Raw genomic sequence first — 21,157 nt, 5'->3', positions numbered from 1 at the left:
GCGGACCCCGTCGGCGGCGGACGGGTAACGTGGAAGCGGGCCCCCGTAGCCCAATGGCAGAGGCAGGCGACTTAAAATCGCTTCAGTCTGGGTTCGACCCCCAGCGGGGGCACCGCTTAAATGCTGGTCAGAGGCAAAAACGGCCGCCACGAACTTCGGTTCGCGGCGGCCGTTCGCTATTTACTCGCTGTTTTGGCCGAACGCCTCGAGCGCTGAAGTCGCGTCGGGACCGATCGCGAGAGGTTGTGCGTAGTGCTTCCGTGTCGTGTTGTCGCTCGTGTGGCCGAGTTGATCTCGCGCGACGACGATGCCGAGTTCGTCCCGGAGACGGGTGGCGACCGCCTTCCGAAGCGACCGGGGCGTCACATCGGCGTACGGCGTGCCGGCGAGGGCATCTCGCCAGCTGCGCCGCAGGTTGTGGGGCCAGCGCAGAGTGCCGACAGCTGAGGGGAAGACCCAGTCGCAGTATGAGTCGATGCGTCGCCGAGTGAGTACGTCGGCCGCATATCCCGGGAGCTTCAGCACCCGACGCGAAGCGTCCGTCTTCGGGTGCTCCTGCCAGAACACCTTCCCATCGGTCCCGAGCACGACGATGCCATTGATTGCGATCGTCGCGTGCGGGAGCGCATCGAGATCGACGTCCTGCCATCGCAGGCCGAGCACCTCGGTCGTGCGCGCACCGGTGCCGGTGTAGAGGTCGAAGAGGTCACCGAGATCTGCGGTCCTCCGGTTGCCGCGCTTGTCCGGGGTGGCATCCCACGCCCTCATGAGCGCGCGCATCTCCCTGATCGAGTGCTCGTCGGGAGCGACGACCGGCTTGCGTGGCTGGACTATCCGACCGACGTCGCGAACCGGGTTGCTCGGGATGGCACCGTGCCGCACAGCTAGCGCGAAGACGTGTTGCAGCAGCGTGCGAGTCGTCTTGGCCGTAGACGCCCCGTTCGACTCGGTAACGCTCTTCAGGAAGCGGTCGACACGCGGGACCGTGGCTTCCCCGAGACGCACATTCCCGAACCCGACCCGAACGATCGTCGACAGGATGTCGGTGTATCGCCGGATGGTCGCGATCGCGAGCTCCGATCGCTCCGGCTCGGCGAGCCATTTCTCCGCGGCCTGCTTGACGGTCGTCGTGGGGCCGAGATCCTCGTCGGCGGGGGCGAGGTGCGCCTTCATCGCGCGTATGAGCGTCCGCTCGGCGTCGGCCGGCGTCTTGCCCTGGCGCTGCATCTTGCGCGTCTTCCCGTCAGATCCGCGGAGGTAGGCGACCGCGGTCGGTTTGCCGTCGACGACGGTCCGGCGGATCTTCCCCCACGTCTCGAGCTCTAGTGGTGGCCGTGCCATCGGCGCGCCTCGCTTCTAGTGGTGGTCGGCTGTCTCACGGTGGTGCCACATTCCGGCGCCCAATTTCGCGCCGAGGTAGACGGTGTCGCCAAAGCGGGTGAGGATGCGCTGGAACGCCTCGACGATGTCGGTGGTCACATCCAGCTCGAGCGCGATCGCGTCGACGTGGCCGGCGTGGATGATCTCCGCGAGCTTGTACTCGTCGATATCGATCAGCCGGAGTGCCGCCCATTCGTCCGCGCGTCGCTCCTGTTTGGCGTTGCGCGGGCCGAAGCGACTCGGGACGTCGGCGAACACCGCGTGCGCGCACTCGTGGGCCGCGACGGACCGGTGCAGGCGACGACGCATTCCGGGACGCAGTCGGATCAAGCTCAGGTGGTGGATGTACTCGCCGTCGCGGTCCTCGGGTAGCTCGGCGTAGATGACATCGACACCGAGCGCGTCGATCGTCTCGCGTATATGGTCGTCGATCACTCGTCTCCCTCGTCGCCGCCGCGGTCGCGCCCCTTGCGCTTGGCGACCGCGCCGAGGCTATCCGCGGCTTCCGACACCGAGCCGAAGCGGCCGGCGATTACGTTCGCCGGCGCCTCGCGCTCCTCGAGGTCGAAGCGCTCTTGCGCGCGCTGCACGATCACCTGCGCATCCAGGCCGACGATCTCGCCGATCTGGTAGGCGACGGGGACGGGGATCGATCGCTTGCCGGTCACGTAGTTGTCGAGTGCGCTGCGAGCGATATCCAATTCACGGGCGACCGACGAGATACTCATTCCCGCCGCTGCGATCTCGGCACGGATCTGCTTACCAAGAGCCGCGTTGAAGCGGTCGGCACGTGACTTCATATGGGCGACTCTAGCACCGCTGCGACTACGATGTGTAGTCAAATCGGGACACTCTTGCGTTGCATGTACCCATTTGACGATGTACTGTCCTCGTATGGCTACAGACACCCGACGCACCGTCGCCGCAGCGGTGGCATTCGAGATCGGTCAGGCCGACCGCTCGAAGCGGTGGCTCTCCGACCGCACTGGCATCCCGTACTCCACCCTCGACCGCAAGCTCAAGGCTCAGGTCGACTTCAACTTCAGCGAGCTGTTCCTCATCGCCGAGGCGCTTCGCATCGAGCCTTCCCGGTTGACGCCGCCGGCGTTCGTTCCCGCTCACGAGGCGGTCGCGTCGTGAGCGCCGCGTCGCAAGCGACGGAGCGTAGCGGGCCGGTCCTGACGACCGCGCGAGCCGCAGCGTATTGCGGGATTGCGAAGCAGACCCTCTACAACCTCATCTCCGAGGGCAAGCGACCGGGTGTCGACTTCCCTCGCTACTTCAAGCAGGGGCGGCTGAACGTCTTCTACGCAGCGGATCTCGACGAGTTCCTCTCGAACCGCATCACTCCGGCGTGCGCAGCATGAACGGCATCAACCCCGACGAGCTTCCGCTGTGGTTCGCGATCCCGGCTGGCCTGGTGCTGTGGGGCACGTGGATCGCCATCTGCGTCGGCGAGGCGCGCGAGAGGCTCCGCCGGATGAGTCAGCAGTGACACCGACCGCCACGCGCTGACTCACCACCGATCACCCGGGGCGCCGTCCCCGATGTTTCGTCGCGCCCCGGTGCGGCACTCGACCACCCGAAGGAAACAGGCATGACCATCGATCTCGCGGAAGCCGTCGAGCTTCCGACCCCCGTTCCGGCCCGCGTCGGCCAAGGCGTCGAGCTCCGCGTGAGCCGTGACCGCGACCTGCTGGCGCGTGCGGCCATTCTCGCGACGGGTGGTTTCGCTGCGGCGGTCGCCCTGCTCCTGATCCTCGGAGCGGCGGTGATCGCGTGACCCTCGCCGACGCCGCGCTGGTGACCATCCCGACGCGCCTCAAGGTCGACGACCCTCTGCAGGTGGGCGACATCGTCACCGTCGACGACGTGCGCTGGAAGATCCGCGCGCTGAGCCGCACGGGCGCTGCCCGGCTGCAGTCCATGAACACCAGCAACGTCGACATCTGGTGGACGACCACCGTCGACACCCTCCCGAAGCGAGAGAACCGATGAAGCAGCCCACCGCCCGAATCGTCGTCCCCGCAGGCGCTGACCGCGAGCTCTGGCTCGCCGAGCGCGGCGAGGGCGTCACCGCGTCCAACGCGTGGCGCATCGCCCGCGCCGGCCTGAAGGCCCGCCGCACGATCGTCGAGGAGAAGATGAACGGCGCCCGCTTCCGCGGCAACGCCGCGACCCGCGCCGGGTCCGCCCGCGAGGCCGCGCTGCTCGATGAGGCCGCCGAGCGCCTGCAGAGCGTCGTCGCGAACGACGCGCTCTGGGCGGCCGCCGACAACGATCTCCACCGCGCGACCCCCGACGGCTTCGGCTGGGACGGCGACGGCCGCCTCGCCGTCATCGAGGTGAAGTCGCACGAGCACGGCTGGGAGCACGACGGCATCCCGATCGAGCACTACGCACAGCTGCAGTTCCAGATCCGCGTCATGGGCGCCGACTTCGGCCTCTACGGCTTCGAGGTCCGCGACGAGGACGACCAGCCGCCCGTGGACGGCGCGACCTGGATCGTCGTTGAGCGCGACGAAGAGATGATCGCCTGGCTCACTGAGCGCGCCGACGACTTCATCGCCTGGCGCGACGCGGGATGCCCCGACGTCGACGACCTCCCCGACGACGTCGCCGCCGCCCTCGAGGCGTGGGTTCCGCTCAAGCTCGCGCTGACCAAGGCTGCCGAGGCGGAGAAGGCTGCGAACGCCGCGCTCAAGAAGGCGATCGCGAAGCTCCCGCACGCCGCCCGGTTCGGTGCCGTCGGTATGGGCAAGAGCGGCGGGTTCCAGCTCTCCGTCAGCGAGACCGTCGCGATCGACGAGACCGCATGGGCGGCCGCCGACCCCGACGCGCACGAGCGTGCCGAGCGCATCCGCGTCGAGCTGGCCTACGCCGAAGCCGACGCCAAACACCGATACCCGAAGACCTCGCGTCGCACGACGCTCAATTTCCAGGAGGCGTGAGCCATGCCCGAACCCCGCACCATCCCCGTCGAGGCCGCCCGCGCCGCCGTGCTCGCCTCCGGCCAGCTCGCCGCGATCGACGGCCCGCACTTTCTCGCCGACCCGGAGGCCGAGTGGCTCCGGTATCACGTCAAGCCCGAGCCGCCCCTGCTCGCCCGCGTCATCATCACCCGCACCGGCCAGCAGCCCCGCGAGATCGTCGTCAGCTGGGCCGAGTACGAGAAGCAGGAGCAGAACACCCCCGACTGGAACGCGACCCGCGCCGAGAAGCCGATGACGATCTTCGGCTCCGAGGTCGAGCGCCACGCGTACCGCGTCGTCTTCGCCGACATCCTCGCTCCGCTGCTCGAGGCAGGCACCGACCGGATCGACACGAGCACATACTCCGATGACCCAGGCGCGCCCAGCGAACCGACCGGCCGCGACTGGGCCGCCGAGATCGAGGCCGCGCAGACGATCCTCGACATCGACACGATCGACCGCGAGGCGCGCGCCGTCCGCGCCTTCCGCGCCGACGCCGAGGGCACCGCGCTGCACCGTCAGCTGAAGGCCAAGCGCAAGGCGCTCGCCGAGGCGCCGGCCGCCGACGACTGGGCACCCGCACCGGGGCCGAGCGCCGACGCGCAGGGACCGGCCGGACCCGAGCGCGCAGCCACGGTGCAGGCCGGCATCCGCCGCCCGCAGGATCACCTGCCTGGCAACCGCGCGACCCGCCGTGCCTCGAAGCGCAAGGGCGGCCGGCGATGAGCGACGAACCGAACCACGTCGACCCCGCCTCGGGAGTGCTCGTCACCATCCCGGCCGGGTTCGACATCGTCCCCCTGAACGTCGCGATGCTCGACGAGGATCTCCTCGCGCAGTGGTCGCCGACCCCGGCGCAGGTCGTCGGCGCGCTGTCGATCGCTCGGGCGAAGAACATCGCCGCGCCCGGTGCGCTCGCCGACTACCGGGAGAAGCTTAAGGACGCCGAGCGGGAGCGGAAGATCGCTCTCGGCTTGGCCGTCAAGAAGCTACGCGACGAGTACGGCCGCGGCGCGACGATGACCGAGCTGCGCGAGCTGGCGTACGGCGTCGACGAGCGCCTCATGCGCGCGGTCGACGCGTACGACGACGCGTGGCTGCTGTTCGAGTACGCGAAGGACTTCGCCGACGCCGTCGAGCGCGACGTGACCCTGCTGCAGTCGATCGCGAAGTCAATGCGGGGCGAGAAGTGACCGGCGCCACCGTCGACCCGATGGCCGACTCCCGCCCCATCGTGAAGGGCCGTTCCGGCGGCATGTGCGAGCGCTGCGGCCGCGAGCGCGCGACCGACATGCACCACCGGCAGCTGCGCCGCCACGGCGACCACCTGCCCGCGAACCTCGTGCACGTGTGCCGCACCTGCCACAACGCCGTGCACGCCGACCCCGCGAAGGCCGAGCTCGCCGGGTTCATCGTCCCCTCGTGGGCGAACCCGCGCCAGTGCCCGATCAAACACTCCGTCTGGGGGCGCGTGCGCCTCGACGACGACGGCGGATGGACCCCCGCCCCGACATCCCAGGAAGTGACCGCATGACCATCGGACCCGGAGCCCTCGAGCTCGCAGCGCTCGACCTCTTCGCCGGTACGGGTTGGGGCGTCGCCCTGCAGCAGCGCGGCATCCGCGAAGGCGGCGTCGAGATCATGGACGAAGCCGTCGCCTCCCGCGCCGCGGCCGGAATGGAAACGCCATTCCGCGACGTCTGGGACGTGCTGCTGAGCGCGCCGACCGACTCGCCGTGGTTCAAGGCGGCGCTGTCGATCGCCTCCCCGCCGTGCCAGTCATTCAGCGTCGCAGGCAAGGGAGCCGGACGAGCCGCGCTCGGCGACGTGCTCCGGGCCATCGACGAGCACGCCTACCGGACGCCCGAGAAGCTGCGAGCGCTGGGAGCGCAGACCGACGAGCGGACTGCGCTCGTGCTGACGCCGCTCGCGCAGGTCTATCGCGACCGGCCGACCTACGTCGCATGGGAGCAGGTCGTGCCGGTGCTTCCCGTCTGGCAGGCGTGCGCCGCGGTGCTCGAAACGCTCGGCTACTCCGTGTGGACCGGCATCATGCGCGCCGAGCAGTACGGAGTCCCGCAGGCGCGTCGCCGTGCCGTGCTGATTGCCCGCGCCGACGGCGTCGAGGCGGCCATGCCGACCCCGACGCACTCGCGGTTCTACGAGCGGCAGCCCGACCGCCTCGACCCGGGCGTCCTGCCCTGGGTCAGCATGGCGGCCGCACTCGGGTGGGGGCTCTCGCAGCGCCCGAGCCCGACGATCACCGGCGGCGGAACCGAGACCGGCGGCGCGGAGCCGATCGCCAAGCTCGCGCGCTACACCTCACGCCCCGACTGGGTCTTCCGTCGCCCCGCGACCACGGTCGTCGCGGACCCGCGCCTCGGCGGCCCCGGCCGGTCGGAGTTCGTGCGCGGGGGAGTCTCACGCCAGAACCGCCCCGGCTCGCTCCGTCTCGAGGCGCACGAAGCCGCGACGCTGCAGACCTACCCGAAGGGCTTCCACTTCGGCGGCGGCAGCGGCAAGCAGTTCCTGCAGATCGGCAACGCGGTCCCGCCCCTCATGGGAGGCGCCATCGTCGACGAGATCCTCGCCCCGGCGGCCGCGAGGAGCGCCGCGGCATGAGCATCATCGGGTCGGCCTTCGCTGATTGGCGGGAGGTGCGGGAGGAGTACGAGGAGGTGCGCCTCGCGGCGTACATGCTCGCCGAGGAGGCGACGAACGGCGCGCTGCTGAACGCGCGCGGCCGCGCGGCGGGGATCGACCCGGGCTCGCTGTTCATGGGCAACGAGCGCCGCGCCCGCGCGTACGCGTCGCCCGAGCTGCTCGAGCACTGGGAGAAGCACCCGCGCGTGACGTACGCCGACTACGAGCGGCAGTGGGTCCGCGAGCGTGAGGCCGAGATGGGGCTCGCGTCATGAGCGCCGCATGCAAGTTCGGCTGCTGCACCCCGGACGTCGCGGCCCTGCCCGACGGCGGATGGTCGTCGACCGAGAAGGGGTGGGTGCTCGACATCCGCCGTCAGGAGCACGTGCGCCGCGAGCGGGAAGCGGAGTTCGCGCGCATCGACCAGATGCACGCCGCGATCTACCCCGTGTGCGCTCTCTGCGGTCAGCGCACGATCCGGCTCGACACGTTCGGGCTCTGCAGCAAGACCACCGACGCACACAAGGCCCGCCGCGGCGGGCTCACATTCGCACCAGCAGGGAGAAGACGATGACCGATCAGTGGCTCGAGCGCGTGAACCGCGCTCTGCGGCAGTACGACATGGGGCTGCTCGACGTCCGCGGTGTGGCGGAGGTACTGATCCCCGAGCCGCCCACCGACGACGAGGGGGAAGCGCTGGTCGTTCGGCCTGGTGATGGGCAATGTCCGCGCTGTGGCACGCTTCCTCTTCTCGATGTGCACGTGTGCGCCTTTCCTTCGCCCAACCGTGGGCGCGGACCGATCACCGACGAGCTGATCAAGGTAGCTGCACGCGCCTACGCCGACGATGAGTTCTCGGACGGCGAGTGGGAATGGTTGCAGACCCAGCCCGAAGTCCTGGGGCCCTACCTCGACGGCATGCGCGCCGCGCTCGAAGCGTACGAAGCCGCTCGCAATGCGGAGGCCGGCCGATGAGTACCATGCCGCGCTTCGCGATGACGTACGTCGTCTACTGGCCCGCGTCCCGTGTCCTGAAGGTGGGGCGCGCGTGGAAGTGGAGCCGCGTCGAGAAGCTCATGCGCGCCGGCGCGCACGTGATCGTCTGCGCCCGGGGCACGGATGCCTCGTGGGAGCGCGAGGCGCTGCGTGTGCTGGCGCGCTGGTTCCCCCGGGCTTTCACCGGGTGGGACGACGCCGAGGCGGTGCTCGGCCGCGGCGGGAAGGGATGGACCGAGTGCTTCACGGTCCACGAGCACGACGTGCAGTTCGCCCTCGACAAGTGCATCGAGGGCTTCGCGAGAGGGAACGACCAGGGTGTCAACGAAGCAACGAATGATCAGCGCGGCCGACCTGGCGCACCTCGACGAGGTGCCGCACGAGGCGAAGCCGCTCGCGCTGTGGCTGTGGCTGAATCTCGACCCGCTGGGTCGGGGTCCGATGGACACGGGGCGGATCGCGCGGGAGATGTACCCGGCGGACGCGTTCCCGGGCCTCGATTGGTACGCGGCGCAGGACACGGTCCTCGAGCACCTCGTCGAGCTGATGGACGCCGGGTTCCTGACGACGTATGTCGCGGGCGGCGCCGAGTGGCTGTTGCTGCTGCACCCGCTGCGGGTGGACATGCGAGGCGTGCGGATCTCGACCCCGGAACCGCCGGCGCGGGATCGTCCATGGACGTCCGTGGCTGTGGGGCGGGGGAGCGCGGGCGGGCGCGAGCGAGCGCGGGAGCGCGCGAGGGCGCAGGTGCGGGCGGAGGACGCCGCGCGGGCCGATGCGTGGGACGCGGTGACGCAGGACCGCGAGGAGGAGCCCGTGCTGCCGGAGCGTCCGCTGATCCTGGATGCCCCGCCGATGTTCTGCGACGACCACATGCCGCACGGTGCCGGGAAGACGAAGTGTGGCCCCTGCCGGGATGCTCGCCTCAAGCGCGACGAGTGGCTCACCAGACGGGTCTACGAGGAGAAGCTCACCGTTCACTTCGAGCGGGCCGGGACGCCCGACGAGGAACCGTGGTGATCCCGTGCGCGTGACCGTCGACCTCGACCCCCGTGACGTGTGGCGCATCGAGGAGACCGCGCAGCGCCGCGGCATCACACCCGGCGAGGTGCTCCGGGCGGAGCTCTCCACCCGGCGATCCCATCTCGAGCGCAACGACCGCATCCGAGCCCGCGTACTCGCCGGCATGACCGACAAGCAGATCGCGGACGAACTGGGCGTCGGCGTCACATCGATCCGCGACATCCGGCAGAAGCAGCTTCGGCTGCCCGCCAACCGAACCCGATCCGAGAGGAAGACAGCATGAGCAAGAACACCGAGATCGCGGCCGCCGAGTGGCTGGCCGTTCGTGAGCGCGTCGTCGAGCGACTCCGCGAGACCTCGCCGCGTTCCGAGAAGGACACCCGTGTGCGGATGGCCGAGGGTCTCATCCTCGCCGGGTACGTCGACGTCGAGTACATCGCCGCCGAGATGGCCGAGGAAGAGGCTGAGCGGCAGCGCCGTGTGGAGAGTGCACGCGCCGCTCGGGAGGCCGCGGCCGCCGAGCCGGAGCAGGGCGACGAGGTGGCTATCTGATGCCCGGCGAGACCGTCCTGGCCGTCGTCGGCAACCTGACCGCTGACCCCGAGCTGCGCTACACGCAGGGCGGCCTCCCGGTCGTGAACTTCACGATCGCGAGCACCCCGCGCACCTTCGACCGTCAGGCGAACGAGTGGAAGGACGGCGAAGCGCTGTTCCTGCGCGCGTCGGCCTGGCGCGACTTCGCTGAGCACATCGCCGGGACTCTCTCGAAGGGCATGCGCGTCGTCGCGACCGGTCGCCTGCGGCAGCGGAACTACCAGGACCGCGAGGGCCAGACCCGCACCGCGATCGAGCTCGAGATCGACGAGATCGGCCCGAGCCTCCGCTATGCGACCGCGCAGGTCACTCGCGCAGCGGCAGGAGGGACCGCGGCGCAGTCGGCGGCATCCCAACGCTCGCAGGAGCCCTATGCCGCGCCCGTGTCCGAAGAAGGCTCGTGGACCGTCCCGAGCGACGACACCCCGTTCTGAGAGGAGATCCCATGTCCGAAAGAGGATGCGAGCTCGGATGCACCGTGCCCGACCTGCACTACGCGTCGTGCGCCTGGTGGGGTTTGGAGGAGGGCCTCGTGCCCGCGGTCGCGGAGCTGCCGAACGCGCCCGAGGCCTGCAAGGGGTGCGCCCCCGCACCCGCACGCGACGGCGTGATGATCTGTGATCGCTGCTATCGCCGGATGCGCGGGCACATCGACAACGCCGCGGATCTCGTCGGCCGTCTGCGGTCGCTCGCGGACCCGCGCAAGGCGATGGTCTACGACGCGATGCGCTCGTCGTCGGGGAAGGGGACCGAGGCGCCCGCGCCGACGCCGGCGGACCTCATCGACGCGTCGGAGGACGTGATGCGGTCGCTGCGGTCGTGGGCCGTGTTCGTCGACCCACGGTCCGGCGTCATCGGTGGCATGCCCGCCGGTGCCGGCTCCCTCGCTGCGTACGATTACGCTCGTCGTTGCGCGAACGTGATCCTCGGCGATCTCGACCGCATCGCGAGCGACGCCGACAACGTGAGGCAGCTGGCGGAGGCCGTCCTCGTGCGACATCCGGTGGGCGGCGATGGGGCGCGTTCGTTCTGGTCGATTCGTGACGCGGTCGTACGCTACAAGCTCGAGCGGCCCGGCTCGGACTCTGAGTTCTCCGACGAGTCGGATGCAGAGCAAAAGGTCTCCGCGGTCGCTGAATGGCATGACCGGCTGATAACGAGGGCCGAGGCGGTCAAGATCGCGGGATCCGAATCGACTCTCCGGAGGTGGCGGAAAGACGCAGGGCTGCAGCCGACTGCGGTCACCAACGGCGCGCTCGGGCGAGTCACGTGGTTTCGCGCGTCCCACGTCTTTGCGGTCCGCGATCGGATGAGGCAAAGTCGCGGAGGGAGGCCGAGGGTGCGCTAGCCAGCGTCGGACGGCGCGGTCGAAGCTTCGAGCTGTAGCTTTGCCTCCACGAGCCGCACTATCGCTTTTCTAGTAAGCGCTTCCGCGACGAAGGCGGTCGAAGTGATCCACTCGATGCTGCCCGAGACCTCGCCTCGGTTCCCTCCTTCGTCCTCTGGGTCGAACACGTGCGCGATCAACCCTCTCAGCGCAGAGGGATGGGTGAGCCCGCTGGTGAAACGCCATGCGCCCACAAGCGAGCCTCGCTGCTTCCCGTAGAGAATGTCTGACGCGTCCGAGACGATCGATTCCCACCCCGGCATGGCCTGCTCGTACTCTTCTGCCTCGATGCGGTGCGCCTTGGCGATCTCTCGCATGGTCGCACGGACAACCTTGGTTCCTCGAGCGTTGGCACGCCTTGCCGCAGCCTGGTGGCTCGTCGCGCCTTGGCCGGTCGCCGACTTGATGAAGGCTCGCTCGTACTTGAGTTCTGAGGAAGCTGCCTGCAGGCGCCGGACCACTCTGTCTCTTCGATCCGCCGGCTTCATCATCCACACGGCCAGGCTCGCGGACTCAATCGCGGCACGAGCAAGCGGATAGGAGGCCGCCAGCGGGATGCGCAGGCCATCCTCGTCCGCAAGCAAGGTGCGGATCCCCTCGCACATGTCGACGGCCTGGACGAGGCAGTACTCAGCGTGAATTCCGATGGTCAGACCGTGGGTCGCGACGTCATCCTGAGCCCGTACACTGCCGCTCAGGATCGGCGTTTCGTACGCACGGTTGTAGCCCGCGGAGAGCCGCGATACGCGCTCCAGCACTGCTCCTAGGTCGCGTTCCCAGTCGCCATCCGTGTCTGACATGCCTCCATGCTGTCGTAGCTGGACGAAACGAGCGAGCGGACGCGGCGCGGCGTGAGCTGGGATGCGGGTCGCTCGCTCTGACCAGCGCGCTACCGATTAGCATGATCGACGTGGGAAACAGTCCGGAGATAGCCGCGGTCGACCTCTTCTGTGGCGCAGGCGGTCTCTCGATCGGTCTACAAGACGCCGGTGTGCGTGTCGTCGCCGGGATCGATATTGAACCGGCTTGTAAGTATCCCTACGAGGCCAACATCGACGCTCCGTTCATCGAGCTCGATGTCCGAGAGGTCACCGCGGCCCACCTCGAGGGCTTGTGGCCCGAGGGCGCGACGAAGCTTCTCGCTGGATGCGCCCCCTGCCAACCTTTTTCGCCGTACCGGCGCGGTGTCGATACCTCTCACGAGGAGCAGTGGCCGCTCCTGAGAGAGTTCGCGCGCTTGGTGAGGGAAGTTGATCCCGAGCTGGTCACGATGGAGAACGTGCCCAGGGTAGGGACGTCCGCCGTCTTCGAGGAGTTCGTGGAGGCTCTCCGTTCGATGGGGTACAGCGTGGACTACCGGTCGGTCTATGCGCCGAGCTACGGCCTGCCTCAGCACCGACGACGCATGGTGCTAATCGGGTCTCGGCTCGGCCCCATCGCTGTTCCAAGTGGTGACTTCGAGCCCGGGAACTACCGGACCGTGCGAGACGCCATCGGGGGGCTACCAGCAGTCGAATCCGGTGAGACACATGCCGATGATCCATTGCACGTAGCGCGTTCACTTTCCGACTTGAACCTCCGCCGGATCCGCGCATCGCGGCCCGGCGGTACATGGGCGGACTGGCCGGAAGAACTCCTGGCCGCCTGCCACCGACGAGCCTCTGGCGCATCGTTCAAGAACGTGTATGCGCGGATGGAATGGGATAAGCCTTCACCCACCATCACGACCCTCGCTCACAATTTCGGAGCTGGTCGGTTTGGGCACCCGCAGCAGGACCGTCCCATCACTCTGCGGGAAGCGGCGCTTCTTCAGGGATTCCCGAACGGCTACCGCTTGATCAGACCGGGTGCGAAGGTCAACGTCTCAGCTCTCGGTCGCCTTATTGGGAATGCTGTGCCACCCCCCATCGCGGAGGCGGTGGGCCGTCAAGCGATGCGCCACGTCTTGGAGCATGAGGCATCCACTACGCTAAGCGCGTGACTGAGACCAATGAGGTAATACAGGGGGAGTCCTCGGACCCAGGCCACAAGTACACAATGACTGTGGACTTGTCGGTGCTGGAATCTCTGGGGATCAACCTCTATAGCAACGCCGCAGCAGTGCTGTCTGAGCTAGTCGCGAACGCATACGACGCAGATGCTGGCGCGATCGACATCACGTGGCGAGATCGGGCCGGCGCGGGCGACCCGACGCCCGAAGCGGAGTCGGACAGCGCGGACGATGCCGATGACGTGGCTGAACAACCCCCAGCCGTGGCGCAGGCTGAGCCCGCCGAGCTGACCGAGATTGTGGTGAGTGACGACGGCTCAGGGATGACCGTCGAGCAGCTGAACGAGCGTTTCCTTACCGCGGGGTATAAGAAGCGTGACAAGGAGGGGCACAGCTCGCCGAAGTGGCATCGCCCGTTCATGGGGCGGAAGGGCATCGGCAAGCTTTCGGTGTTCTCGCTGGCGCGGACGATTGAGGTCTACAGCCGAGTCCCGGGCGGCGAAGCGAACGGTCTCCGTATCGACGTCACAGACCTCGAGGAAGCCATTCGCGACGGTAAGGCCTACCATCCCGAGTCGATCGCCGTTCCTCACGAGTTCGATCGCGATGGCACGACGATTGTTCTGAGCGATCTCAAAAGGAAGCGCACAGCGATCACCGCGGCAGCGCTCCGTAAGCGTCTCGCACGTCGGTTCGATGTGATGGACACCACGAGCCCCTCAGAAGGCGGGTTCCACATCAAGGTCAACGGGACACGGGTGACCTGGGCGGACCGGCAGGAGCTGAAGCGCTTGCAGCTGATCTGGGAGTTCAATGGTCCAGTGTTGCCGGACACCGCGCTGCCCCGAGACATCAAGAGATTCAGTCTCCCTCGAAGTGTGGTCAACGCCGAGAAGGGTTGGCATGTCTCGGGCTGGTTCGGCACGACTGGCAAGCCGACGGACCTAGTCGCCGACGAGGAGGCGGGGTCGCTCAAGAACATCATCGTGCTGGCACGGAAGCGGCCTATTCAGGAAGGCATCATCGAAAAGCTTGACTTTTCACGTATCTTCGGGAACTACGTCACCGGACAGATCGAGGCGGATTTCCTCGATCTAGACGAAGCGGGTTACGACGATATTGCAACAAGCGACCGGCAGCGGCTGATCGAAGATGATGAGCGTGTCGTCGCCCTCCAAAGCTTCCTGCGAGAGATGTTCGTGGTGGCAGCTGATCAGTGGAGTGCGGAACGCCCGAAGCAGGCGGCGAAGGATGCGGTCGCCGCAACGCCGAAGCTGCAGGAGTGGCTCGATTCGCTCGAGGCCTGGCAGAGACCCAGCGCGGAGCGCATGATCGGAACAATCTCCTCGCTAGACTTTGAGAAGACGAACGAGAAAGAAAATCGATCGACGCTTTACAGGTCGGGGATACTCGCTTTCGCGCGTGTCGGATTGCGGAAGAATGCCGAGGAGTTGGACAAGCTCGCCGACGTCACTGCGGACCGGCTACTGCCCCTTCTTGGCCAGCAGGACGCATACGAAGCGGCGCTGTGGGCGGATATCCTTCGGTCCAGGGTTGAAGCCATCACCCAGTTCCGTGGATTGACGGACGCGAACGAGAAGGAGCGAGTGCTTCAGACGCACCTTTTCGACCACATGTGGTTGCTGGACCCATCCTGGGACCGACCAACGGCGAACACGACGATGGAAGAGAATCTGCGTCGTTTCCACCCGGACGTGATTCCGGAGGATCCCGAAGGAACGCCGATCGATGGTCGAGTAGACATCCGCTACCGGGCAGCCAGCGGCAAGCACATCATCGTCGAGCTGAAGAGGTACGGACGACGCACCACTGTTGAGGAGCTCGCCCAGCAAGGCACGAAGTACTACACCGCTCTTGCTGATGTGCTGAATCGCACGGACCGCGCCCACGAGGTCCCGATGATCGAGGTCGTTTTCGTCGTCGGATCGGAGCCAACAACGACCCTGAACGGCCGGTTGTCGCTAGATACGTACCGTGAGGGGCAGTTTGCCCCGAGCAACGGTCGACGCGTCCTGTACGACGCACTCATCCATAACGCGCAAGTTCAGTACGAGGAGTACCTCGACGCTAGCGAAGCCGTTCGCAAACTAGACGACATCGTCAAGGAGCTCTGAACAGCGACACGCCGCCGAGCAATAGAAAACCGTGGAGGGGACGCGTGATAGGCTGTGCCTTGCACAAGAACTATGACCGAAAGCCTCACCCCGAGCGGGTGGGGCTTTCGGCGTTCTCGGGGTCGCGTTCGCCTCTCGCGCATCGGGCGCGGCCCCGCCTGATCTTCCGGTCCGACTGGCCGGGATCTCGCCTCACCGTTCACGCGACGCTCGCACTTCCAGCCCGACGGCGCCCGGCCACCTTCCCAAGCGGTGGAGTCGAGGAGCGCTGATCGTCTTGCATCGGGGGCGATCGCGGCCGCGTGAGGCGCAGACGTTAACCGGCGAGCGCCCGAGTGTGGATGACCTCGGGCGTTCGCCGACAATCCTGCATCGGGGGATCGCATGGCTGCCGGCGTCCCGGGGCGCACGACCGCGGCCCATCGGAAGAACCGAGCCGACCTGAAGGCGCTCACCGCCGAGCACGGTCTGCCCTGTGCTCTCTGCGGGCAGCCGATCGACACGACGCTGAAGCACACCGACAAGTGGGCATTCGCGTACGACCACATCAAGTCGATCAAGGTCTATCCCGAGCTGGCCGACGACCCGTCGAACGGGCAGCCGTCGCACAAGATCTGTAACGAGAACAAGGGCGAGGGAGACCCGAAGCCCGGGCTCGGCGATCCGTCTGAGGTTTGGTGAAGAGGGGAGCACTCGTGTCGATCGCGCTTGCCAGTCCCGACGACGAGCCGCTGCGGATGATCGGCGACGACCGCGCCGAGGCGTACATCCCGCTGCGTCCTGACCCTGACCGCACCGTGCGCAACCTGCGCATCCTGAGTGAAGTGAGAGAGAAGATGGCGAACACCCAGAGCACGAAGCAGACCGCGACCGCGAACCGGCCGCCCTCTCCCGAGGACCGGGGCGCCGACCACGGCAACGAGACGCACGAGGTCAAGGAGGGGGAGACCCTCGACGACATCGCGAGCGCGCACAAGGTCGAGCCCCGCACTGTCCAGCGCCTGAACGGCATCAAGCGTCCCGACCTCATCTGGCCCGGCATGGTGATCCGCATCCCGCGCCGAGAGCCGCACGAACCGAAGGGCTGAGCATGGACCGCTTCACCGCTGCTGGCCTGGTCCTGCAGGCTGCGCTCCACGGGCACCGCGTGCACGTCGTCGTGGCATCCGGCGTCCGCGTGTTCGAAGCGATCGACGCGCTCACTCGGGCAGCTGACGAGATCGCCCTCCCGGCCGAGGTGTCACGCCGCAACGGGGATGCGTTCGTCCGCCTGCTCACTGGGGGACGCGTCACGGTCGAGAACGCCCACGCATCTGTCCGTGGTCGTTCGTTCGACTGGGTGTACCTGACCGAGGGTCTCGCCCGTTCCCTCTCCGATCGTCAGCTCGACGACCTGCGCGCCAGCGTCGCCGCCGGCGCGGGCGACCTCGTCAGCGCCTGACCCGCACAGGGGTAGGGGGGTTCGATCCCTACCCCTGGGGGCTCCGCACACCGCCGGGGGTGATCTGTCCCCCTCCGCACGGTCGTGTCCCGTGTCCCGCCCCGTTGGAGGTGGTCGTGATGGCCATGACGCCCGAGGAGCGACGGCAGAAAGAGCGGGAGCGGAAGGCCCGTCAGCGCGCGGAAAAACGCAAGGCCGCCGAGCTCGAGGCGCTCCCTCGGATCGGCCCCGGCGGGCGGGACACACCCGGGACAGAAAACGGGACAGACGGCGGGACAGATGAGCACCCGCTGATCTCGAACGAGCTCGCGGCGCGCGCGTTCGTCGAGGCGCTGCAGGTGCCACCGTCGGCGATGCCTCGAGTCGCGCTGCTCTACACCCTGGCCCGCGACCTCGACTCGGGCGCCGTGGCGCAGCGGTCCGCGATCGCGCAGCGCTACGACGAGACGATGGAGAAGCTCATCGCGGCCGCGAAGCCGCGCGAGCGGGACGAGCTCGACGAGATGCGCCTCAAGTTCTACACGGGGGGCGTGGATGGCATCGACGACGACCCGGAAGCGCCCCAGCGGCGCTCAGTCCGCAAGAAGGCGTAGTGCGCGGCCGCGGCGGGTGTACGGGCACACCGTCCCGCGTGTGTTCACCCCGCCGCGCCGCAAGCTGACGCCCGAGACCAGCGCCGGATACGCCGCGATCCACTTCGCGACGTGGCTGCACCTGCAGCTCGCCGGCACCCGGTTCGCCGAGCTGGCACCGAAGCTCAACCCGTGGCAGCGCTGGTTCCTGATCCACGCGCTCGAGCTGAACCCCGACGGGTCGTACCGGTTCAAGACGGTGCTGCTGTGGGTTGCTCGCCAGAACGGCAAGACGTTCATCGCGGCGCTGCTGATCCTGTTCCGCATGTTCGTCGACGGCGACGCGCAGATCATCGGCGTTGCCCAGAAGCTCGCCACCGCCAAGAAGACGTGGGAGCACGCGCAGAACATCATCGACGCGATCCCGCGGCTGCAGCAGGAGCGCGGCGGGTTCTCGAACACGAACGGCGAACTCTGGTTCGAGCTCACCGGCGGCCAGCGGTACTGGGTCGACTCGGCCGACAACGGCGGCCGCGGTCTGACGTTCGACCTCGTGTTCGTCGACGAGATCCTCAAGCACAAGACGTTCAAGGCGTGGTCGGCGCTGTCGAAGACCACCGCCGCCCGCCGCCGCTCGCAGCTGATCGCCGCGTCGAACGCCGGCGACATGGAAGCGATCGTCCAGCGCCACCTGCACAAGATGGCGATGGATGCGATCGAGTCCGGTGACACCGAGACGACGATCGGGCTGTTCTGGTGGTCGCCGCCGCCGGGGATGCCGCTGGACAGCCCCGAGGCGTGGGCGTACTCGAACCCGTCGATGAACCACAACCTCCCGCAGGAGAACCTCGCGGCGTACTGGGTGTCAGACCCGGCGCCCGTGTTCGCCTCCGAGGTCGGAAACGTGTTCGTCGACTCCGCTACCGGCGGCCCGTTCCAGCCCGGCAAGTGGGCGGCCGGGTTCGACCGCCTCTCCAAGCGCGCCGACGGCGCCCCGGTGTACATCTGCATCGAGGTCTCCCACAACCGTGAGATGGCCTACATCGGCTTCGCCGCCGAGCGCGCCGACGGTGCAGCGCACGTCGGCATCATGGCCAAGGCGCCCGGCACGGACTGGATCATCCCGTGGCTGACTTCGCCTGACCGCACCTTCACGCCGGCCGCGATCACGTTCCAGACCAACGGCGCCCCGGTGTCGTCACTCGTCGCCGACTTCAAGGCCGCCGAGCTCGAGGTCACCGAGTGGGGCGGCCCGGACCTCGGGCGCGCTACCGGCATGATCCTCGACGGCGTGAACCTCGGCCGCGTGTTCCACCGCGCGCAGCCCGTGCTCGACGTGCCCGCCGGCGCCGCCGTGATGAAGGCGCTCGGCAACGCGTACGTGATCGACCGCATCAAGTCGCCCGGCGACGCCGCGCCGCTGTCCGCCGTCACCGGCGCGCATTGGCTGCTGAAGAACCCGCCGGAGGCTCCCGAGCCCCGCATCCGCACACTCAAGAGGAGGTCACGTGGCTAACTTCACCCAGCGAGTCACCTCTGCGTGGCGCGCCCTCGTGCGTCGCGCGAACAGCCGGCTCCCGTCGCTGCGGGGCACCCGCACTTCGGCGGGCGTGAACGTCACGCCCGAGCAGTCGCTGCAGGTCATGGCCGTGCTCACCTCGGTGCGCCTGGTCGCCGAGGCGATCGCGACCCTGCCCGTCTCGGTCGTGGTCCGCCGCGGCCGAGACCGGGTCGCCCCGAGCCCGAAGTACCGCAAGCTCGTGAAGCTGCTCACGGTGCAGGCCAACCCGGTGCAGGACGCCGCCGAGTTCTGGCGGGTCGTCGTGACCTGGCTCCTCATCCGCGGCAACGCGTACGTGTTTGTGCAGCGCAACGGCGCCGGCGAGGTCGAGGCTCTGTGGCCGGTCCCGCCGACCGATGTGACCGTGCTGCGCACCCCGACCGGGCAGCTGGCCTACAAGCTCAACCACGACGGCAAGGAGACGTGGCTGCCGGTCGAGAAGGGGTACATCGCAACCGACCTCGAGATCCTGCACTACCGCTGGTTCGGCACCGGCCCCGAGGCGCTCTCGCCGATCGGGGTCGCCCGCCAGCAGGTCGGGATCTCCGTCGCTGCGACGTCCTACATCGGCGGGTTCTTCGAGCGCGATGCGACACCGGAGACGGTGCTGACCACGGCGAACAACCTCAGCGACAAGCAGTGGGAGCGCCTCGTCGCGCAGATGGAGGACCGGCACCAGGGGTTCGAGAACTCGCACCAGATCGCCGTGTTCGAGGGCGGCGCGAAGCTCGAGCGGGTGTCGCTGTCGCCGGCGGACGCGCAGTTCCTCGCGATCTACAAGCTCACCGAGGGCAAGATCGCGTCGATGTACGGCGTCCCGCCGCACAAGATCGGCGACCTCGAGCGCGCCACGTTCTCCAACATCGAGCACCTGAGCATCGAGTTCGTCCAGGACGCGCTGCTGCCCCCGATCACTCGCCTCGAGAAGGTCACGCAGCGGCTGTTCGACGACGAGGAGATGCGGCTGAAGTTCGACCCGAAGGGCCGGATGCGCGGCGACACCGCAGCGCAGACAGCGGCGTACGCCGCGGGCCGGCAGTGGGGGTTCTACTCCGCGAACGACATCCGCGCGATGGAGGACGAGCCGCCGATCGAGAACGGCGACATCTACCTCGAGCCGGTCAACATGATCCCCGCCGGATCGTCGCCGGTGCAGCGCGACGGGCTCCCGCCCGTCAGCATCCCGCAGCTGCAGCCCACGCAGTACCGCGCGCTCGAGCAGATCCGCCGGAGCGCCGTCGACGACGCGCCCGCGTGGGTCACCCGCGTCGAGCGCACCCTCGCCGACTTCCTCGGCGACCAACGCGAACAGGTCGACGCGGCACCCTCCGACGACGAGCGGGCTGTGTGGGACGAGCTGCTCGCCGAGCAGCTGGCCCCGGTGCTCGCTGGCGTCGTCGGGGAGTTCGGGTCGCGGCAGGCTGAGACCCGCGGTGACGTGTTCATCGCCGCGCAGACGGCCAACTGGGTCGACGCCGTCGCGGCATCCGAGGCGCGCGCGTTCAACACCGCCGCCATCCGCCTGCTCGACAAGGTCGGCGACGCGACAGCGTTCGAAGTGATGCTCGAGTCGGTCGCCGTCTGGGCGAGCCGCATCGTCACCCGCGGCGGCGCGTTCGGGCGTCACGAGGGCGCGGTGCAGACCGGCGCGACCGGCAAGCGGTGGCGTTCGGGCGACGACGGGATGCACGACTCGATGCACGGCGAGACCGTCGCGATCGACGCGCCGTTCTCCAACGGTGCGCAGTGGCCGGGCGACCTCGCCGCCGGCGCCGACAACGCTGCAGGGTGCACCTGCGGCGAGGACTTCGACTACTAGGAGCAGACATGGAACGCACCTTCGAGCGCCGCGTCTTCCCGCTCACGGATATCCAAGTCCGCGCGGCGAACGACGACGAGCGGCGCCTGCACTTCACCGGCCGGGCGGTCGTCTACGACCAGCTGTCCGAGGATCTCGGCGGGTGGCAGGAAGTCATCCGCCCGGGCGCCGCGACCCGCACCCTCGCCGGGACGCCGGATGTCCGGTTCCTGATCAACCACGACGCGAACCTGCTGCTCGCCCGCACCCGGTCGGGGACGCTGACGCTGTCCGAGGACAGCGACGGCGTGCTCGTCGACGCGGACATGGCCGACGTGTCCTACGCCCGAGACGCCGCGGTGTCGCTCGAGCGCGGCGACCTGTCGCAGATGTCGTTCGGGTTCTGGGTCGTCTCCGACAGCTGGTCGGGGAACCTCCACGAGGTCCGGGAATTCGACTTCGACGGCGGCGACGTCTCCGTCGTCACCTACCCGGCATACACGCAGACCTCCGCCGAGCTGCGCGCGATGGCGAAGCGGCACCTCGCCGCCGAGACCGGCTACCCGCTGCAGCGCGCGCAGCACCGACTCCACGAACTCGAGCTGCTCTCGCAGCTCTGACCCACACGTGCCCGTCCGAACGGTGCGGGACACCACCCAGAAAAA

Annotated in this window: 31 protein-coding genes and 1 tRNA gene; 28 read left to right on the top strand and 4 right to left on the bottom strand. The window is 68.3% G+C overall.

Features of this window, described 5'->3' with window-relative positions:
• Positions 1-39: 39 nt before the first annotated feature.
• Positions 40-112, top strand: a tRNA-Leu gene (locus ACPYN5_RS10260).
• Positions 113-180: 68 nt separating this feature from the next.
• On the opposite strand, the gene ACPYN5_RS10255 is transcribed toward ACPYN5_RS10260, so the two are convergent.
• From ACPYN5_RS10255 to ACPYN5_RS10245, 3 genes are read right to left on the bottom strand one after another with little or no spacing between them, the layout of a single operon-like run.
• A complete protein-coding gene (locus ACPYN5_RS10255) occupies positions 181-1,341 on the bottom strand; it encodes a tyrosine-type recombinase/integrase (protein ID WP_424448881.1) in 1,161 nt (386 codons plus the stop codon).
• Between the two features lie 15 nt (positions 1,342-1,356).
• Complete coding sequence (locus tag ACPYN5_RS10250) at positions 1,357-1,815, bottom strand: ImmA/IrrE family metallo-endopeptidase (RefSeq protein ID WP_424448880.1); 459 nt, start codon at positions 1,813-1,815, stop codon at positions 1,357-1,359.
• The gene (locus ACPYN5_RS10245) at positions 1,812-2,180 is read right to left on the bottom strand and encodes a helix-turn-helix domain-containing protein (protein ID WP_424448879.1); all 369 of its coding nucleotides are present in this window, start codon (positions 2,178-2,180) and stop codon (positions 1,812-1,814) included. Before ACPYN5_RS10245 ends, ACPYN5_RS10250 begins: the two co-directional genes overlap by 4 nt.
• A 94-nt stretch (positions 2,181-2,274) precedes the next feature.
• On the opposite strand from ACPYN5_RS10245, the gene ACPYN5_RS10240 reads away from it, so the two are divergent.
• The 18 genes from ACPYN5_RS10240 to ACPYN5_RS10155 all read left to right on the top strand — a co-directional run bounded on the left by ACPYN5_RS10240 (position 2,275) and on the right by ACPYN5_RS10155 (position 10,956).
• On the top strand, positions 2,275-2,520 hold the full coding sequence (locus ACPYN5_RS10240; protein WP_424448878.1) for a helix-turn-helix domain-containing protein: 246 nt from the start codon (positions 2,275-2,277) through the stop codon (positions 2,518-2,520).
• Entirely contained in the window at positions 2,517-2,747 is a 231-nt protein-coding gene (locus tag ACPYN5_RS10235; protein ID WP_424448877.1) for a helix-turn-helix domain-containing protein, read from the top strand. Before ACPYN5_RS10240 ends, ACPYN5_RS10235 begins: the two co-directional genes overlap by 4 nt.
• The gene (locus tag ACPYN5_RS10230; protein WP_424448876.1) at positions 2,744-2,875 is read left to right on the top strand and encodes a beta/alpha barrel domain-containing protein; all 132 of its coding nucleotides are present in this window, start codon (positions 2,744-2,746) and stop codon (positions 2,873-2,875) included. Before ACPYN5_RS10235 ends, ACPYN5_RS10230 begins: the two co-directional genes overlap by 4 nt.
• Positions 2,876-2,977: 102 nt before the next feature.
• A complete protein-coding gene (locus ACPYN5_RS10225) occupies positions 2,978-3,163 on the top strand; it encodes a hypothetical protein (protein ID WP_424448875.1) in 186 nt (61 codons plus the stop codon).
• On the top strand, positions 3,160-3,378 hold the full coding sequence (locus tag ACPYN5_RS10220; protein WP_424448874.1) for a hypothetical protein: 219 nt from the start codon (positions 3,160-3,162) through the stop codon (positions 3,376-3,378). Before ACPYN5_RS10225 ends, ACPYN5_RS10220 begins: the two co-directional genes overlap by 4 nt.
• A complete protein-coding gene (locus ACPYN5_RS10215; protein WP_424448873.1) occupies positions 3,375-4,331 on the top strand; it encodes a hypothetical protein in 957 nt (318 codons plus the stop codon). The genes ACPYN5_RS10220 and ACPYN5_RS10215 overlap by 4 nt, the downstream gene beginning before the upstream one ends.
• Before the next feature lie 3 nt (positions 4,332-4,334).
• Complete coding sequence (locus ACPYN5_RS10210; RefSeq protein WP_424448872.1) at positions 4,335-5,078, top strand: hypothetical protein; 744 nt, start codon at positions 4,335-4,337, stop codon at positions 5,076-5,078.
• The gene (locus ACPYN5_RS10205) at positions 5,075-5,545 is read left to right on the top strand and encodes a hypothetical protein (protein ID WP_424448871.1); all 471 of its coding nucleotides are present in this window, start codon (positions 5,075-5,077) and stop codon (positions 5,543-5,545) included. The genes ACPYN5_RS10210 and ACPYN5_RS10205 overlap by 4 nt, the downstream gene beginning before the upstream one ends.
• Positions 5,542-5,886 carry an HNH endonuclease gene (locus ACPYN5_RS10200; protein WP_424448870.1) on the top strand — a complete coding sequence of 115 codons (345 nt, stop codon included), beginning with the start codon at positions 5,542-5,544 and terminating at the stop codon, positions 5,884-5,886. The genes ACPYN5_RS10205 and ACPYN5_RS10200 overlap by 4 nt, the downstream gene beginning before the upstream one ends.
• On the top strand, positions 5,883-6,974 hold the full coding sequence (locus ACPYN5_RS10195; RefSeq protein ID WP_424448869.1) for a DNA cytosine methyltransferase: 1,092 nt from the start codon (positions 5,883-5,885) through the stop codon (positions 6,972-6,974). Before ACPYN5_RS10200 ends, ACPYN5_RS10195 begins: the two co-directional genes overlap by 4 nt.
• On the top strand, positions 6,971-7,270 hold the full coding sequence (locus ACPYN5_RS10190) for a hypothetical protein (protein WP_424448868.1): 300 nt from the start codon (positions 6,971-6,973) through the stop codon (positions 7,268-7,270). The genes ACPYN5_RS10195 and ACPYN5_RS10190 overlap by 4 nt, the downstream gene beginning before the upstream one ends.
• Positions 7,267-7,569 (top strand): hypothetical protein, encoded by a 303-nt coding sequence (locus ACPYN5_RS10185; protein WP_424448867.1) that lies wholly within the window; start codon positions 7,267-7,269, stop codon positions 7,567-7,569. The genes ACPYN5_RS10190 and ACPYN5_RS10185 overlap by 4 nt, the downstream gene beginning before the upstream one ends.
• Positions 7,566-7,970, top strand: coding sequence for a hypothetical protein (locus ACPYN5_RS10180; RefSeq protein WP_424448866.1), 405 nt, complete (start codon positions 7,566-7,568; stop codon positions 7,968-7,970). The genes ACPYN5_RS10185 and ACPYN5_RS10180 overlap by 4 nt, the downstream gene beginning before the upstream one ends.
• Before the next feature lie 357 nt (positions 7,971-8,327).
• Positions 8,328-9,011 (top strand): hypothetical protein, encoded by a 684-nt coding sequence (locus tag ACPYN5_RS10175; protein ID WP_424448865.1) that lies wholly within the window; start codon positions 8,328-8,330, stop codon positions 9,009-9,011.
• A gap of 4 nt (positions 9,012-9,015) precedes the next feature.
• The gene (locus ACPYN5_RS10170) at positions 9,016-9,297 is read left to right on the top strand and encodes a hypothetical protein (protein WP_424448864.1); all 282 of its coding nucleotides are present in this window, start codon (positions 9,016-9,018) and stop codon (positions 9,295-9,297) included.
• Positions 9,294-9,566 (top strand): hypothetical protein, encoded by a 273-nt coding sequence (locus ACPYN5_RS10165; RefSeq protein WP_424448863.1) that lies wholly within the window; start codon positions 9,294-9,296, stop codon positions 9,564-9,566. Before ACPYN5_RS10170 ends, ACPYN5_RS10165 begins: the two co-directional genes overlap by 4 nt.
• Entirely contained in the window at positions 9,566-10,042 is a 477-nt protein-coding gene (locus tag ACPYN5_RS10160; protein ID WP_424448862.1) for a single-stranded DNA-binding protein, read from the top strand. The genes ACPYN5_RS10165 and ACPYN5_RS10160 overlap by 1 nt, the downstream gene beginning before the upstream one ends.
• Positions 10,043-10,086: 44 nt before the next feature.
• A complete protein-coding gene (locus ACPYN5_RS10155) occupies positions 10,087-10,956 on the top strand; it encodes a hypothetical protein (RefSeq protein ID WP_424448861.1) in 870 nt (289 codons plus the stop codon).
• On the opposite strand, the gene ACPYN5_RS10150 is transcribed toward ACPYN5_RS10155, so the two are convergent.
• The gene (locus tag ACPYN5_RS10150) at positions 10,953-11,795 is read right to left on the bottom strand and encodes a hypothetical protein (protein ID WP_424448860.1); all 843 of its coding nucleotides are present in this window, start codon (positions 11,793-11,795) and stop codon (positions 10,953-10,955) included. The two genes, ACPYN5_RS10155 and ACPYN5_RS10150, sit on opposite strands and share 4 nt — an antisense overlap.
• 110 nt (positions 11,796-11,905) lie before the next feature.
• Between ACPYN5_RS10150 and ACPYN5_RS10145 the strand changes: the two genes are divergently transcribed.
• The 9 genes from ACPYN5_RS10145 (at position 11,906) to ACPYN5_RS10105 (ending at position 21,112) form a co-directional block, all read left to right on the top strand.
• Entirely contained in the window at positions 11,906-12,976 is a 1,071-nt protein-coding gene (locus tag ACPYN5_RS10145; RefSeq protein WP_424448859.1) for a DNA cytosine methyltransferase, read from the top strand.
• Positions 12,973-15,120 (top strand): BbrUII/HgiDII family restriction enzyme, encoded by a 2,148-nt coding sequence (locus ACPYN5_RS10140; RefSeq protein ID WP_424448858.1) that lies wholly within the window; start codon positions 12,973-12,975, stop codon positions 15,118-15,120. Before ACPYN5_RS10145 ends, ACPYN5_RS10140 begins: the two co-directional genes overlap by 4 nt.
• Positions 15,121-15,504: 384 nt before the next feature.
• Complete coding sequence (locus ACPYN5_RS10135) at positions 15,505-15,801, top strand: HNH endonuclease (protein WP_307221839.1); 297 nt, start codon at positions 15,505-15,507, stop codon at positions 15,799-15,801.
• A 14-nt stretch (positions 15,802-15,815) separates the two neighbouring features.
• Positions 15,816-16,208, top strand: coding sequence for a LysM peptidoglycan-binding domain-containing protein (locus tag ACPYN5_RS10130; RefSeq protein WP_424448857.1), 393 nt, complete (start codon positions 15,816-15,818; stop codon positions 16,206-16,208).
• A gap of 2 nt (positions 16,209-16,210) precedes the next feature.
• A complete protein-coding gene (locus ACPYN5_RS10125) occupies positions 16,211-16,561 on the top strand; it encodes a hypothetical protein (RefSeq protein WP_424448856.1) in 351 nt (116 codons plus the stop codon).
• Between the two features lie 119 nt (positions 16,562-16,680).
• Entirely contained in the window at positions 16,681-17,154 is a 474-nt protein-coding gene (locus tag ACPYN5_RS10120) for a hypothetical protein (protein WP_424448855.1), read from the top strand.
• A gap of 40 nt (positions 17,155-17,194) precedes the next feature.
• The gene (locus ACPYN5_RS10115) at positions 17,195-18,649 is read left to right on the top strand and encodes a hypothetical protein (RefSeq protein WP_424448854.1); all 1,455 of its coding nucleotides are present in this window, start codon (positions 17,195-17,197) and stop codon (positions 18,647-18,649) included.
• Positions 18,642-20,513: a phage portal protein gene (locus tag ACPYN5_RS10110; RefSeq protein WP_424448853.1), complete on the top strand. Its 1,872-nt coding sequence runs from the start codon at positions 18,642-18,644 to the stop codon at positions 20,511-20,513. The genes ACPYN5_RS10115 and ACPYN5_RS10110 overlap by 8 nt, the downstream gene beginning before the upstream one ends.
• Positions 20,514-20,521: 8 nt before the next feature.
• On the top strand, positions 20,522-21,112 hold the full coding sequence (locus ACPYN5_RS10105) for an HK97 family phage prohead protease (RefSeq protein ID WP_282501189.1): 591 nt from the start codon (positions 20,522-20,524) through the stop codon (positions 21,110-21,112).
• Positions 21,113-21,157: the final 45 nt, after the last annotated feature.

Origin of the sequence: Microbacterium arborescens, from assembly GCF_049707515.1 — a bacterium.
Taxonomy (GTDB): domain Bacteria; phylum Actinomycetota; class Actinomycetes; order Actinomycetales; family Microbacteriaceae; genus Microbacterium; species Microbacterium arborescens_B.
Note: the sequence above shows the minus strand (reverse complement) of the source record. Positions and strands in the feature narration are given on the sequence as shown.

Bases quoted from the DNA above. Each gene is read 5' to 3' on its own strand.
- ACPYN5_RS10135 (WP_307221839.1), top strand. From the start codon at position 15,505: ATGGCTGCCGGCGTCCCGGGGCGCACGACCGCGGCCCATCGGAAGAAC.
- ACPYN5_RS10185 (WP_424448867.1), top strand. From the start codon at position 7,267: ATGAGCGCCGCATGCAAGTTCGGCTGCTGCACCCCGGACGTCGCGGCC.
- ACPYN5_RS10175 (WP_424448865.1), top strand. From the start codon at position 8,328: ATGATCAGCGCGGCCGACCTGGCGCACCTCGACGAGGTGCCGCACGAG.
- ACPYN5_RS10255 (WP_424448881.1), bottom strand. From the start codon at position 1,341: ATGGCACGGCCACCACTAGAGCTCGAGACGTGGGGGAAGATCCGCCGG.
- ACPYN5_RS10225 (WP_424448875.1), top strand. From the start codon at position 2,978: ATGACCATCGATCTCGCGGAAGCCGTCGAGCTTCCGACCCCCGTTCCG.
- ACPYN5_RS10230 (WP_424448876.1), top strand. From the start codon at position 2,744: ATGAACGGCATCAACCCCGACGAGCTTCCGCTGTGGTTCGCGATCCCG.
- ACPYN5_RS10195 (WP_424448869.1), top strand. From the start codon at position 5,883: ATGACCATCGGACCCGGAGCCCTCGAGCTCGCAGCGCTCGACCTCTTC.
- ACPYN5_RS10125 (WP_424448856.1), top strand. From the start codon at position 16,211: ATGGACCGCTTCACCGCTGCTGGCCTGGTCCTGCAGGCTGCGCTCCAC.
- ACPYN5_RS10180 (WP_424448866.1), top strand. From the start codon at position 7,566: ATGACCGATCAGTGGCTCGAGCGCGTGAACCGCGCTCTGCGGCAGTAC.
- ACPYN5_RS10190 (WP_424448868.1), top strand. From the start codon at position 6,971: ATGAGCATCATCGGGTCGGCCTTCGCTGATTGGCGGGAGGTGCGGGAG.
- ACPYN5_RS10105 (WP_282501189.1), top strand. From the start codon at position 20,522: ATGGAACGCACCTTCGAGCGCCGCGTCTTCCCGCTCACGGATATCCAA.
- ACPYN5_RS10150 (WP_424448860.1), bottom strand. From the start codon at position 11,795: ATGTCAGACACGGATGGCGACTGGGAACGCGACCTAGGAGCAGTGCTG.
- ACPYN5_RS10165 (WP_424448863.1), top strand. From the start codon at position 9,294: ATGAGCAAGAACACCGAGATCGCGGCCGCCGAGTGGCTGGCCGTTCGT.
- ACPYN5_RS10120 (WP_424448855.1), top strand. From the start codon at position 16,681: ATGGCCATGACGCCCGAGGAGCGACGGCAGAAAGAGCGGGAGCGGAAG.
- ACPYN5_RS10160 (WP_424448862.1), top strand. From the start codon at position 9,566: ATGCCCGGCGAGACCGTCCTGGCCGTCGTCGGCAACCTGACCGCTGAC.
- ACPYN5_RS10245 (WP_424448879.1), bottom strand. From the start codon at position 2,180: ATGAAGTCACGTGCCGACCGCTTCAACGCGGCTCTTGGTAAGCAGATC.
- ACPYN5_RS10215 (WP_424448873.1), top strand. From the start codon at position 3,375: ATGAAGCAGCCCACCGCCCGAATCGTCGTCCCCGCAGGCGCTGACCGC.
- ACPYN5_RS10205 (WP_424448871.1), top strand. From the start codon at position 5,075: ATGAGCGACGAACCGAACCACGTCGACCCCGCCTCGGGAGTGCTCGTC.
- ACPYN5_RS10240 (WP_424448878.1), top strand. From the start codon at position 2,275: ATGGCTACAGACACCCGACGCACCGTCGCCGCAGCGGTGGCATTCGAG.
- ACPYN5_RS10210 (WP_424448872.1), top strand. From the start codon at position 4,335: ATGCCCGAACCCCGCACCATCCCCGTCGAGGCCGCCCGCGCCGCCGTG.